This is a genomic window from Pseudomonas sp. S44, from assembly GCF_016624805.1.
GTDB classification, from domain to species: domain Bacteria; phylum Pseudomonadota; class Gammaproteobacteria; order Pseudomonadales; family Pseudomonadaceae; genus Aquipseudomonas; species Aquipseudomonas machongensis.
Map to the genome: position 1 here is coordinate 103,182 of NZ_JACVTY010000019.1, position 12,506 is coordinate 115,687.

12 protein-coding genes are annotated in these 12,506 nt (G+C 64.9%); 2 read left to right on the top strand and 10 right to left on the bottom strand.

Features of this window, described 5'->3' with window-relative positions:
- Nucleotides 1-4: 4 nt before the first annotated feature.
- From IAE40_RS15735 to IAE40_RS15745, 3 genes are all read right to left on the bottom strand, one after another.
- A complete protein-coding gene (locus IAE40_RS15735; RefSeq protein ID WP_200603508.1) occupies nt 5-2,416 on the bottom strand; it encodes a TonB-dependent siderophore receptor in 2,412 nt (803 codons plus the stop codon).
- A 124-nt stretch (nt 2,417-2,540) separates the two neighbouring features.
- Nucleotides 2,541-3,461: a FecR domain-containing protein gene (locus tag IAE40_RS15740; RefSeq protein WP_197891507.1), complete on the bottom strand. Its 921-nt coding sequence runs from the start codon at nt 3,459-3,461 to the stop codon at nt 2,541-2,543.
- Nucleotides 3,458-3,973: a sigma-70 family RNA polymerase sigma factor gene (locus IAE40_RS15745; RefSeq protein ID WP_200603509.1), complete on the bottom strand. Its 516-nt coding sequence runs from the start codon at nt 3,971-3,973 to the stop codon at nt 3,458-3,460. The genes IAE40_RS15740 and IAE40_RS15745 overlap by 4 nt, the downstream gene beginning before the upstream one ends.
- Nucleotides 3,974-4,212: 239 nt before the next feature.
- On the opposite strand from IAE40_RS15745, the gene IAE40_RS15750 reads away from it, so the two are divergent.
- Entirely contained in the window at nt 4,213-5,439 is a 1,227-nt protein-coding gene (locus IAE40_RS15750; protein WP_063544401.1) for an MFS transporter, read from the top strand.
- A 42-nt stretch (nt 5,440-5,481) separates the two neighbouring features.
- Here IAE40_RS15750 and IAE40_RS15755 read toward each other — a convergent pair whose 3' ends face one another.
- The 7 genes from IAE40_RS15755 to IAE40_RS15785 all read right to left on the bottom strand — a co-directional run bounded on the left by IAE40_RS15755 (nt 5,482) and on the right by IAE40_RS15785 (nt 11,252).
- Nucleotides 5,482-6,534, bottom strand: coding sequence for a DUF1615 domain-containing protein (locus IAE40_RS15755; RefSeq protein ID WP_151923958.1), 1,053 nt, complete (start codon nt 6,532-6,534; stop codon nt 5,482-5,484).
- Nucleotides 6,535-6,560: 26 nt separating this feature from the next.
- Complete coding sequence (locus IAE40_RS15760; RefSeq protein WP_054893213.1) at nt 6,561-7,112, bottom strand: hydrolase; 552 nt, start codon at nt 7,110-7,112, stop codon at nt 6,561-6,563.
- Nucleotides 7,113-7,173: 61 nt separating this feature from the next.
- The gene (locus tag IAE40_RS15765; protein WP_153775006.1) at nt 7,174-7,893 is read right to left on the bottom strand and encodes a thioesterase II family protein; all 720 of its coding nucleotides are present in this window, start codon (nt 7,891-7,893) and stop codon (nt 7,174-7,176) included.
- A gap of 3 nt (nt 7,894-7,896) precedes the next feature.
- A complete protein-coding gene (locus tag IAE40_RS15770) occupies nt 7,897-8,118 on the bottom strand; it encodes an MbtH family protein (RefSeq protein WP_054893211.1) in 222 nt (73 codons plus the stop codon).
- Nucleotides 8,119-8,299: 181 nt separating this feature from the next.
- On the bottom strand, nt 8,300-9,718 hold the full coding sequence (locus tag IAE40_RS15775; protein WP_054893210.1) for a short-chain fatty acid transporter: 1,419 nt from the start codon (nt 9,716-9,718) through the stop codon (nt 8,300-8,302).
- Nucleotides 9,719-9,862: 144 nt separating this feature from the next.
- Nucleotides 9,863-10,519, bottom strand: a complete 657-nt coding sequence (locus IAE40_RS15780; RefSeq protein WP_054893209.1) for a CoA transferase subunit B — start codon at nt 10,517-10,519, stop codon at nt 9,863-9,865.
- A gap of 34 nt (nt 10,520-10,553) precedes the next feature.
- Nucleotides 10,554-11,252, bottom strand: coding sequence for a CoA transferase subunit A (locus tag IAE40_RS15785; protein WP_054893208.1), 699 nt, complete (start codon nt 11,250-11,252; stop codon nt 10,554-10,556).
- 121 nt (nt 11,253-11,373) lie between these two features.
- Between IAE40_RS15785 and IAE40_RS15790 the strand changes: the two genes are divergently transcribed.
- The gene (locus tag IAE40_RS15790; protein ID WP_125930195.1) at nt 11,374-12,285 is read left to right on the top strand and encodes a LysR family transcriptional regulator; all 912 of its coding nucleotides are present in this window, start codon (nt 11,374-11,376) and stop codon (nt 12,283-12,285) included.
- The last annotated feature ends 221 nt before the right edge of the window (nt 12,286-12,506 follow it).

Below are 12,506 nucleotides of genomic sequence, written 5' to 3' on the forward strand. Positions count from 1 at the left end.
CTTATCAGAACGCATACACCAGCGTGGCCGTTGCGCTGCGCGGCGTGCCATACCAGCCCCGCGAGCCGATCGCGGTGTAGTACTTCTCGTCGAACAGGTTATTGAGGTTCAAGGACACGCTGGTCTGCGGCGTGAAGGCGTATTGCGCCATTACGTCGACGATGCTGTAGGCGCCTTGGGTGAAGGTCTCGTTGTTGGGCCCGGCGTCCTTGTAGTACTCCATGCCCTGCCAGCGCACTCCCCCGCCAACCTTCAACTGCGGCAGCGACTGCAGGCGATAGCTGGTGAACAGCTTGAGGGTATCGCGCGGTACTTCGGTGAGCAGGCGATCGCCATCGGCGTTCTTGCTCACCGCGTAGGTGTAGCTCGCGGAGACTTGCCAGTCAGGCAGGATCTCCCCCGTCATTTCCATCTCGAAACCACGGGTCTTGGTGCCGGACTCGGCGCGGTAAGCCTGGTTGCCATCCGGGGCAAGGTTGCTGCCGTCGGCCACGGCGAGATTATCCTGGTGCACTTCGAAAACGCTGAGCGCGGTGGTCAGGCGCTTGTCGAAGAACTCACTCTTTATACCCAGCTCGTAGTTCACGCCTTCGAGCGGGTCGAGGTAGTTGCCGCCCACATCCTTGCTGTTCTGCGGCTTGAAGATGGTGGTGTAGCTGGCGTAGGCCGACCAGTTCTCGGCCAGGTCGTACACCAGCCCGATGTATGGAGTGACGACGCCGGTTTCGCTGCGCGAGGTCCGGCGGGTCGCCCCGCTCGAGAGGTTGGTGTTGGCTTCGTCACGTTTCCAGTCGATCACCCGCGCACCGGTAATCAGCGACAGGTCATCCGCCAGGCTCCAGCGCACCGAAGCCACCAGACCATCCTGGGTTTCGTCCAGCGCATCGCGCGACGACTTGGTGTGGATGGCATCCGGGACCGCCAGCGAGCCGTCCCAGGTATGGATATTGTCGATGGTCTGGAAAGACCAGAGCGGATAACCGTCATTGCGGTAATACGCCCGGTAATGACTGGCGCCCACATACGCCTGATGCTCGCGCGACAGCAACTCGAAGGGGCCAGAGGCAGAGAGATCGAACGACGTCTGCCGGGGGTCCCCCGCCCAACGGCCGGTCCAGGTACTGATGCCGCTGCCGTCGGGGTTTACGGTGCCGTTGGCGGCGGTGGCGAAGGCGTCGTCATAGCTGCGGCGGCTGTGCTCGGCGTTCAGTTTCAGCTGCCAGCCGTTGTCCAACTGGTGCTCCAGGGTGGTGAACAGGGTTTTCGTGCGGCGCTTGTGATAGCTCCAGTCCGACGCCGAGTTGAACGAGCGCGAAGGCTTGAAGTGGCTGCCATCGCTATTGAACATCGGGAAGCCATGGTTGCCCGCGCCGTCGTTGTCCATCTCCTGGTATTCGGCGCCTACGGTCAGCATCGTGCTGTCGGTGACATCCCACTCCACCACGCCGTATGCCACCTGGCGCTCCAGCGACTGGCGGTCGATGTGGCTTTGGCTGTCGGTGGTCGACGCCACGAAGCGCCCACGGACATGGCCGCTTTCGGACAGCTTCCCGGACACGTCCAGCTCGGTGCGATAGTTGTCCCAGGAACCGGCCTTGAGCGTGAGTTTGCGCTGGGTCTGCAGCGTCGGTTTCTTGCGAATCAGGTTGATGGTGGCGCCCGGATCACCGGTACCCGACATCAGCCCCGTGGCGCCGCGAACCACCTCGACGCGGTCGTAGCTCACCATGTCGGCCAGGTCGTCACGAAAACCGTAGCTGTCAGGCCGATTGACGCCGTCGACCTGGTAGCTGCCCACCTGGAAACCACGGACATAAATGTTGTTGCCGTCACTACCGGCCGGCCCCATGCTGTCGACGACCACACCTGGCGTCTGTTCAAGTACCTGGGCAACGTCTGTCAGGTTCTGGTCTTCGATGCGCTGACGGGTGACCACGCTGATGGACTGGGGCGTCTCGCGTGCCGACAGGCGCAGGCCGGTCGCGGTGTTCGCCGAGCCCGTCGCATAGCTGCCAGTACCCTCGGTCGTGCTGCCCAGCCCCGTGGCATCGATGCTGGTGGCCCCGAGCTCCACCGTGCCTTCGGCTGGCGCCTTGCTCAGCACGTAGCGCTTCTCGCCCATCTGCTGGATGCGCAATCCGGTGCCTTGCAGCAAGTGGGCGAAACCCTGCTCCAGCTCGAAGCTGCCGTGCAGCCCCGATGACCGCAGGCCATCCGCCTCTTCGTGGCTGAAGCTGATGGTCACGCCGCTGGCCGCGGCGAACTGGCTGATCGCAGCGGCCACGCTGCCAGCGGGAATATCGTAGTGCTGTGGGGCAGCCCAGGCGGTCGAAGTCGCCAGTGCGGCACTGCACAGGCTCAGCGCGAGGGTCGCCTGGCGAATGCTGCTGGCTAGCGAGGAACGGCGTGCGGACATGAGATTGGGGTTCCTGATCTGGTTGGCATGGGCGCGCCAGATGCGCGCTCCCTCAAGGGCCGAGCCAGCAAAAGAAATCTGTTACCCCGACGCAAAAAAAATCCGGGCAACGCCTATGACCCTCTTACCCCAGCCCGGAGGGCTCCAGGCGCACCCAGTAGTCGGTCATGCGCCGGACGCGGATCGGCAAGGCGTCTTCCAGGCTGGCCAGCGCAACGTTGGTGTCATCGAGGTTGAAGGCGCCGGACAAGCGCAGCCCGGCGACCTCCTTCGAGCAGCCGAGATAACCGGGCCGGTAGCGGGCCAAGGCCTGCACCACATCACCCAAGCGCCAATCGACGCTGACCAGCATGCCCTGGACCCAGGCCTGGGCATCGGGCTCCATCGGTCGCAGCGGCCCGAAACTGTCGGCAGTGAAGCTCAGGCTGTAGCCGGTATCGATGCGTAGCCGTTGCGACATGCGCTTGGCTTGCACCTCCACGGCCTGGGTGGCCACCGTGACATGACTTACGCCAGCGTCCTGGCGCACGCTGAAGCGGGCGCCAAGGGCCAGGATGTCGCCTTCGGCGGTGCACACGCTGAGCGGACGCGGATCCTGGGCAGTGTCCACCAGAATCTCGCCCTGGCGCAGTTGAATCAGGCGCTGCCCGGCGTCGAACACGACGTCCACCCGGCTGTCAGTGTTGAGGTCCAGCCGCGTACCGTCGGCAAGCGTCAATTGCCGCCGCTCACCCACCCGAGTCCAGTAATCGGCACGCCAGGGCGAGACCCGATAGCCCTGCCACCCCACCGCCCCGACCCCGAGCAGCAGCGCCAGGGCCTTCATCGCGGAACGTCGATCCCAGCGTGCGGTCTGCAGCGTCTGCGCCGCACCACGAGGGGCGTTGCCCAGGCGGTACTGCAATTGCTCCAGCCGTGCCCAGGCTTCGGCATGACGGTTGTCGGCGGCGTACCAGGCTTGCCATTGGACGCGGGTGGTTTCATCGACGTCGCTGTCGTGCAGGCGCACATACCAGTTCACAGCATCGGCTAGAATGGCCTTCATGCGTCGTCGATCAGCACGCAATGCATCAACCCACGGGCCAGGTGCTTGCGCACGGTGCTGACCGAAACACCAAGCCGGGTGGCGGCTTTTTCGTAGCTCAGGCCGTCAAGCTGTACAGCCAGGAAGATCGCCCGCGTGCGCTCGCCGAGACCATCGAGCATACGATCGATGGCCATCAACGTTTCCAGCACGGCAGCACGGGTTTCGGCGCTGGGCGCATAGTGCTCGGGCTGTTGCGCCAAGGCTTGGAGGTAGGCGCTTTCCAGACTGCGACGCCGGTAGAGATCGATGACCAGGCCGCGAGCGATGGTCGCCAGATAATGCCGTGGCTCGTTGAGCATGCCTGCACTGCGCGCCAGCAACACCCGGATGAACGTGTCCTGGGCCAGGTCCGCAGCATCGGCGGCGTTATTCATGCGCTGACGCAACCAGCCGTGCAGCCAGCCGCTGTGCTCGCGGTACAGTGTTTCCAAACCCATGTGCGCGGCGCCGCCAGCTACAACGGTGGACATCACGCCCCTCCCCGAAAAAGATTATTAGATGCAAATAAGAACATGTCGCAAGTGTACGCAGTGAAGGGGAGATTGGGAATGCCGCGCTGGATGAGGTGAGCCGAGCGTTCCATCGATCACACTGATGATTACTATCGAACGGCCTGCCTATAGGCCTTTCGGAACCGACTTCTATAATCGCCCTCCTATTTTCCCGCCTCCTGCGCCTGCTCCAGGCGACAACACTTGGAATCCGTACCATGCCAAGCGTCAATCAGGCCCCCGATGGCCTTCTTGAACACAACCAACAGAGCGTCAAACAGCAGTGGCTGGCGATTCTCTCGGTCGCCGTGGGCGCCTTCGCCCTGGTGACCAGTGAATTCCTCCCGGTAGGCGTTCTCAACGATGTGGCCAGCGACCTGGGCATCAGTGCCGGGCAAGCCGGCCTGATGGTCACCCTGCCCGGTATCATGGCCGCCCTCGCCGCCCCGCTGCTGTCTGTCGGCATCGGTGCCATGGACCGCCGCTACCTGCTGATCGGCCTGACGCTGATCATGATCATCGCCAACTCGGTGGTGGCCTATGCCAGCGACTTCAGCCTGCTGCTGTTCGGCCGCGTGCTGCTGGGTATCAGCATCGGTGGTTTCTGGGCCACGGCCATTGCCCTGAGCGGGCGCCTGGCGCCCAAGGGGGTGGGCGTGGCGCAGGCGACTTCGATCATCATGGTCGGGGTCACCCTGGCCACGGTGCTGGGCGTGCCGGTCGGCACCTGGCTCAGCGGCCTGATGGGCTGGCGCATGACCTTCCTGGTGACCGCCCTGCTGGGTGTGCCGGTGCTGCTCGCGCAGGTCTTCCTGCTGCCACGGCTCAATCCCGACAAGGCCATCCGTATCAGTGACCTGCCGGCGCTGTTCATCAATCCGCTGGCACGGGTTGGCCTGATCGCGGTCTTGCTGATTGGCCTGGCGCACTTTGCCGCGTACACCTATGTCGCACCGTTCTTCAAGCAAAGCTCGGGCTTCGACGGCGCAACCATCGGCTCGCTGTTGCTGCTCTACGGCGTCGCGGGCGTCATCGGCAACCTGTTCGCCGGCTTCGCCGCCAACCGCAGCGTGCGCTACACCCTGCTGCTGGTGGCCTTGCTGATCGGCATCAGCACCGCACTGTTCCCTTACTTCGCCACCGGCATGACCGGCGCGGTGATGCTGATCGCGCTGTGGGGCTTTGCCTTCGGTGCCTTCCCGGCCTGTGCCAGCATCTGGATGTTCGTGGTCGCGCCCAAGGATGTCGAACGCGGCATGCCGCTGTTCGTGGCCATGTTCCAGGTGATCATCGCACTGGGCTCGTTCTTTGGTGGGCGGATCGTCGACCAACTGGGCAGCTCGGTGCTGCTGAGCCTGGCCACGGCGCTGGTCGGTTGCGGATTCGTCACCGTGCTGGTACTGGGGCGTAACGTCAGCAACAGCCTGGCAGCTCAGCCTGCCTGAGCCTTGCAGGGGCTGCGTTGCGGCCCCTGCAGCTTGCGTCGGTCAACGCGTCATGCAGCGCTGGTAGCGCTCGTCCACCCTCCCCGCAAACCACGCCGTGGTCAACTTGCGGGTGATCTTCGGGCTCTTGAGCACGATCCCCGGCAGCACCGCACGTGGCAGTGGCTTGCCCGCCTTGGCGTCAGCGAGGGCAAATACGCCGCGGTACAAGGCGCTGTCCTCGAGCGCCAGGCTGTTCTCCAATTCCAGCTGGCTGCGAATCTGCGGATTGCGCAGCCCCAGCTTCACCCCAAGGCTGCGCGCCGCGCGCTCGGTCGTGCCTGGCAGGATCGCACCCGGTGCGATCAGGTCGCCGTCCAGGGCCAACTCTGCACCCGTCACGCTGTTCAGCGCCGCCTGGAATGCGGCGTTGCGGCTGGCGTACCAGCCTGCGTTGAAATCGGCGAAGCGGTACAGCGGCCGCTCATAATGGGCGGGATAGCCCAACAAGTGGGCGATGCCGAAGTACAGGCCGCCGCGACGGCTGAATACCTCCTGGCGAATCGTGCCCTGGCGCTGGTAGGGATAGTCCTTGGCATGGCGTTCGGCAAAGTCGATGCTGACCTGCATCGGCCCGCCGGTACGCACCGGGTTGAGCCCGCCGAGCAACTTGTCGCCCAGCGGCAAGCCGGCGATGAAATCATCGAACAGGGCGCTGAGCTGCTTCTCGCTGCGTACCGCCAGCAGGCGCTGCTGGTAGCTCTGGCCGTTCGCCGAAGGCGTCGCCAGGGCGCCATCGACCAGCAGCCTGGGGATGTGCAGACGCGCGGCGCGGCGGTCGATTTCCTCGCGGGCGATGCGGCCCAGGTTGGGCACCTGGGGGTCGGCGGTGAAGGTGGACTCCTGCTCGGTCACCGCCAGCACCGCGCACAGGTTGCTGCGGCTGGGCGCGATGCCCTGGGCGGTGAACGCGACCTGGATGTCCTCGGCCCAGCCCTGGCGGTCCTTGACCGAGGCAGGCAGCAGGCGCATGAGCTGGGCACGAACCTGGGCAGGGTCGACTTCGGGCGCCTCCTCGCGGCGCCCGGCACAGCCTTGCAGCAGGGCCAGCAGCATCAGCCCAGCGCCCAGCAGCCGCGGGTTCAGGATGGGTCACCGACGATGTAGGTCTTGCTGATATGGCGGAACAACGGGTGGCTGGCACTGCCCAGCAGTTCGAACAGCACCATCTCGCGGGTGACGATCTGCGCCCCGGCATCGCGCATGCGCGCAAGGCCTGCCGCCTTGTTTGCCGGGGTGCGGCTGTCGCAGACGTCCTCGACCACGAACACCTGCTTGCCCAGGCCCAGCAGGCCAAGCACTGTCTGCAGCACGCAGACGTGGGTTTCCATGCCACAGACGATCACCTGCTCGCGCGCCAGCAAGCTGGCGGGCAGGCATTCGGCGGCCACGCAGGAAAAGTGCAGCTTCTCGACGATCTCGGCCCCTGTAGCGGCGGCCTTGAGTTCGGCCAGGGTCGGGCCCAGGCCCTTGGGGTACTGCTCGGAGATCACCGTGGGCAGTTCGAGTTCGGCGGTGGCGGCCAGCAGCCCGCGGGCCCGCGCGCGGGTGCCCTCGGGGTCGCTCATGGCACCGATGAGGCGTTCCTGGATATCGACGACCAGCAGCGTGGCCTGGCGGGGATCGATCAGCATGGGGACAACCCTTGTCCTGTGGGAAAGCCCCCAGCCTCCCCCAGGCAAAGGCCTACGTCAATCATGCCGAAAGTCGATGAGGTTCCAGAGAGGCGGTCAGCAGGCTCAGCACCCGGTCTTCGTGTTCATGGATGAAGAAGTGCCCGCCGGGGAAGACCTCCAGCGAGAAATCGCCCAGGCTTTCGCGACGCCAGGCCAGCAGTTGCTCTTCGCTGGCGCGGTCGGCCTCGCCGCCCAAAACATGCAACGGGCAGTGCAACGGCGCGCGTTGGCGATAGTCGTAGCGGCCGCACATGAGGAAATCGGCGCGCAGAATCGGCAAGGTCAGGCCCATGAGCTCTTCGTTGGCCAGCACCTCCTCGGGGGTACCTTGCAACTGGCGCAGTTCGTCGATCAGCTCGGCATCGGTCTTGGCTTCGCGCCAGCCCTTGCCGTCGTAGTCCTCACGTCGGGTCGGTGCCGCCGTACCACAAGCGAACAGTGCGACCGGCGCCTTGCAACCCAGGGCTTGCAACTCGTGGGCCAGCTCGAAGGCGAGCAGCGCACCCAGGCTGTGTCCGAGCAGCGCATAGGGCGTGCTCGCCGCCAGGCGTTGCTCGCTGGCCAGTTGCCGGGCCAGTGCCTGCATGTCGGTTTGCAGGGGCTCGCCCAGACGCGCGCCGCGCCCGGGCAACTCCACCGGGCGCACCTGCAACCAGGCCGGCAGCTTGCGCCGCCAGCGGCTGTAGACCATGGCACTGGCGCCCGAGTACGGCAGGCATAGCAGGTTGAGTGCAGTCACGCCTTACTGCACCGCAGCTTCGGCCATCTTCTGGCGCAGGCTCAGGGGGCGCATGTCGGTCCACACTTCATCGATGTAGGCCAGGCAGTCTTTCTTCAGGCCACTCTTGCCTGCGGCGCGCCAGCCGTTGGGGATCGCCTTGTAGTCGGGCCAGATCGAGTACTGTTCCTCGTGATTGATCACAACCTGGAACACGATGTCGTCGCGGTCGAAAACGGAAGTCATTGCCTGTCTCCTTGGGGTGATGATGGCCCGGTCCGCCTGGACGCAGGGCAGCTCTCAGGAAAACGAAGGGAGTCGGGGGAAAATTACGCTTTTTTCACGGATCGACATGCAAGGTCGTCGAGCGGCGGGCAGCGCTTGCGGGCCATTGCGGCCCGCAGCGCGGTAGTGCGCGGTGACGCGGCTACGGCATCACTGGTGGCACGTACTGCAAGGTGGTGCCCAGCGCCCAGAGCAGCACCAGCACCAGGGGCACGTGCACCAGCAGTTGCACGAAGGAGAAGCCGATCAGGTCACGCGCCTTCAGGCCCAGCACGCCCAGCAACGGCAGCATGTAGAAGGGGTTGATCAGGTTCGGCAGCGCCTCGGCGGCGTTGTAGATCTGCACCGCCCAGCCCAGGTGGTACTGCAGGTCGTTGGCCACCAGCATCACGTAGGGCGCTTCGATGATCCACTTGCCGCCGCCAGACGGAATGAAGAAGCCCAGCACCGCCGAATACACGCCCATCAGCAAGGCATAGGTGTCATGGGTGGCGATCTGGGTGAAGAACACCGAGATGTGGTGCGCCAGGGTCTGTGCGTCGGCGCCCTTGACCTGGGTGAGGATGGCGGCGATCGAGCCGTACAGCGGGAACTGGATCAGCACGCCGGTGGTGGTCGGCACCGCACGGGCCACGGCGTCGAGGAAGCTGCGCGGACGCCAGTGGAGCAAGGCGCCCAGCATGATGAACAGCAGGTTGTAGGTGTTCAGCCCGGAGATGGCGGTGATCGCAGGCTTGGTGGCGAACTCCTGGTACAGCCAGCCGGCCGCCAGGGCCACCAGCAGCAGGATCAGGATCGGGCTGTGCTCCAGCCACTCGCCGGGACGGGTGCGCTGCGGCGCAGGTGGGGCGGTAAAGGTCGGATCGACACCACAGTCCTGGGCGCTGCGCGCACTGTTCGGTCCGGGCGCGGTGGCGTAGGCGACGACCAGCGAGACGATCACCAGCGCAGCCAGCATCACCCCGGACTGCCAGAGGAAGATGGTCTCGGTGAACGGAATGACGCCGGTGATCGACAGGATCGACGGCGGCAGGCTGGCCGGGTTGGCCTGCAACTGCGCAGCCGACGACGACAGGCCCAGCGCCCACACGGCACCCAGGCCCAGGTAGGCAGCAGCGCCAGCGGCGCGGTAGTCCATCTTCAGGTCCGTGCGGCGGGCCAGGGCACGCACCAGCAGGCCGCCGAACACCAACGACAGACCCCAGTTGAGCAAGGAGGCGAGCATCGAGATCAGCGCCACCCAGCACACCGCCGAGCGGCCGTTCTTCGGCAGGCGCGCGAGGCGGTCGATCAGGCGCGCAGCAGGCGGCGAGCTTGCGACCACATAGCCGCCAATGACCACGAAGGCCATCTGCATGGTGAACGGGATCAGGCTCCAGAAGCCGTCACCAAAGGCCTTGGCGGTGTCGGTGGGCTTGGCGCCCATGGCCAGGGCCCCCAGGCACACCAGCATCACGGCCAGGGCGGCGAACACCCAGGAGTCAGGGAACCAGCGTTCGGCCCAGTTGGAGCAGCGCAGGGCGAAGCGGGCGGAGCGGCTGTCTTGGATTTCAGCGGCCACGAGTGTTTTCCTTTTTTGGTCTTATTGGTGGATGTTGCTTGTCGAACAACGCAAAACCCCTGTGGGAGCGGGCTTGCTGTAGGAACGGGCTTGCCCGCTCCCACAACTAGCCCACCCTCACAGGGGGGAGGTAAAGCAATAGCGTCAGAACGTCATCTCTTTCACATCGTCCGGCACGATCAGCTTGCCGGCGGTTTTCTCGACGATCTCCTGGACGCTCACCCCGGGCGCGGTCTCGCGCAGGATGAAGGCGCCGTTCTCGATCTCGAGGTAGGCAAGGTCGGTAAGCACCTTGCGGATGCAGCCAGCACCCGTCAGCGGCAGGCTGCAACGCGGCAGGAGCTTGGACTCGCCGTCCTTGGAGGCGTGGGTCATGGTGACGATGATGTTCTCGGCGCCGGCTACCAGGTCCATGGCACCGCCCATGCCCTTGACCAGCTTGCCGGGGATCATCCAGGAGGCGATGTTGCCCTCCACGTCCACCTCGAAGGCACCCAGCACGGTGAGGTCGACATGGCCGCCACGGATCATGGCGAAGGATTGCGCCGAATCGAAGATCGACGCGCCACGGCGGGCGGTCACGGTTTGCTTGCCGGCGTTGATCATGTCGGGGTCGAGGGTGCTCTCGGTAGGGAACTCGCCCATGCCGAGCAGGCCGTTCTCCGACTGCAGCATCACGTCCATGTCGGCGGGCACGTAGTTGGCCACCAGGGTGGGGATGCCGATGCCGAGGTTGACGTAGTAGCCGTCCTTCAGTTCACGGGCGACGCGTTGAGCCATCTGTTCGCGGGTCAGTGCCATGGTCAGGATCTCTTTGTTGTTCTGTGGACGGCGCTCAGGCCTTGACGGTGCGCTTCTCGATGCGCTTCTCGAAGGTGCCGACGATGACCCGGTCGACGAAGATCCCCGGCGTGTGGATCTCGCTGGGCAGCAGCACGCCCGGCTCGACGATTTCCTCGACCTCGACCACGGTGATCTTGCCGGCGGTGGCGGCCAGCGGATTGAAGTTCTGGGCGGTGTTGCGGTACACCACGTTGCCGTAGTGGTCGGCCTTCCAGCCCTTGACGATGGCGAAGTCGCCGGTGATGGACTCTTCGAGGATGTACTTGCGGCCGTTGAACTCACGCACCTCTTTGCCTTCGGCGACCGGGGTGCCGTAGCCCGTGGCGGTGTAGAACGCCGGGATACCGGCACCGCCGGCGCGCATCTTCTCGGCCAGGGTGCCTTGGGGGGTGAGCTCCACTTCCAGCTCGCCGCTGAGCAACTGGCGCTCGAACTCGGCGTTCTCGCCGACATAGGAGGCCACCATCTTGCGGATCTGCCGGTCTTCGAGCAGCACGCCCAGGCCGAAGCCGTCGACGCCGCAGTTGTTGGACACCACCGTCAGGCCCTTGACCCCGCGGCGCTTGATCTCGGCGATGAGGTTCTCGGGGATGCCACACAGGCCGAAGCCGCCGGCCAGTACCGTCATGTCGTCGGTCAGGCCTTCGAGAGCCTGTTCATAGGTTGCTACGCGCTTGTCCAGTCCGGCCATGCTGATCCGCCTTTGTAGTTGTTTGAGCGTGTGGAAGGCATCTTCACCGCTGGCGACTGATTTGTTAATTTTGTTTTCGTCATCGATTGATAACTTTTGCAAAACAACCTGCGGACCCGCCATGAACGTCAAGCAACTGCGCGCCTTCGTCACCGTGGCCAAGTACCAGAGCTTCGCCCAGGCCGGCGAACACCTGCACATTTCGCAACCGGCACTGAGCCTGACCATCAAGGCGCTGGAGGACAACCTCGGCGGCGCCCTGCTCACCCGCACCACACGCAGCGTCAGCCTCACCGCCGAGGGCGAAGTGCTGCTGCCGCTGGCCCGGCGCCTGCTGGCCGACTGGGACGATACCGAGGAAATGCTGCGCCAGCGCTTCACCCTGCAACTGGGGCGGGTGTCGGTGGCGGCGATGCCGGCCTTTGCCGGCAACCTGCTGCCGCAGTCACTGAAGGTGTTTCGCCAGCGCTACCCCAAGGTCAACGTCACCGTGCACGACGTGATCAACGAGCAGGTGCTGGAACTGGTCCGCCACCGCCGCGTCGAACTGGGCATAGGTTTCGAGCCCGAGCGCAGCGATGCCTTGCAGTTTCACCCGTTGTACCTGGACCGCTTCGTCGCCGTGGTGCCGGGCGATTCACCCTTGGCGCAGCAGCCCCAGGTGAGCTGGCGCGAACTGTTGACTCATGACTTCATCGCCCTGCAACGCCCTTCGGCGGTGCGCCTGCTGCTCGAGCAACACCTGGCCGCCGAGCATGGCCGGCTGGCGGTGGCCTTCGAAAGCCACCAGTTGTCCACAGTCGGGCGCATGGTTGCCAATGGTTTGGGGGTCAGTGCCGTACCGGCGCTGTGCATCAACCAGATGCAGGAGCTGGGGGCGCGCTGCGTACCTTTGGTCGAGCCCACTGTCGAGCGGCGCATCGGGGTCATCGCCCTGAGCGACCACAAGTTGTCTACTGCGGCGCAGGCGTTGCTGGATGTGTTGCTGTCACATACCCGTGCGCCGGAGGTGTGTTCGCATGGGGTTGGGTGAGGGCTGACAGGTGCTTGCCTGAGGTTTTTCAGCGGCCTTGAGATCGAGCGCCGCCCGCGCGGCGCTTCGCGGGTAAACCCGCTCCCACGTTTGTTTCGGGCCAGTTATGCCTGTGCCACAGGCGCGCGACCGCCTAGTGTGTACGACTCGGTAATGCGCCGTACGCCAAAGGGGTCGCGCGAAAATGCCACAGGACTCATTGGCCCGAAACAAATGTAGGA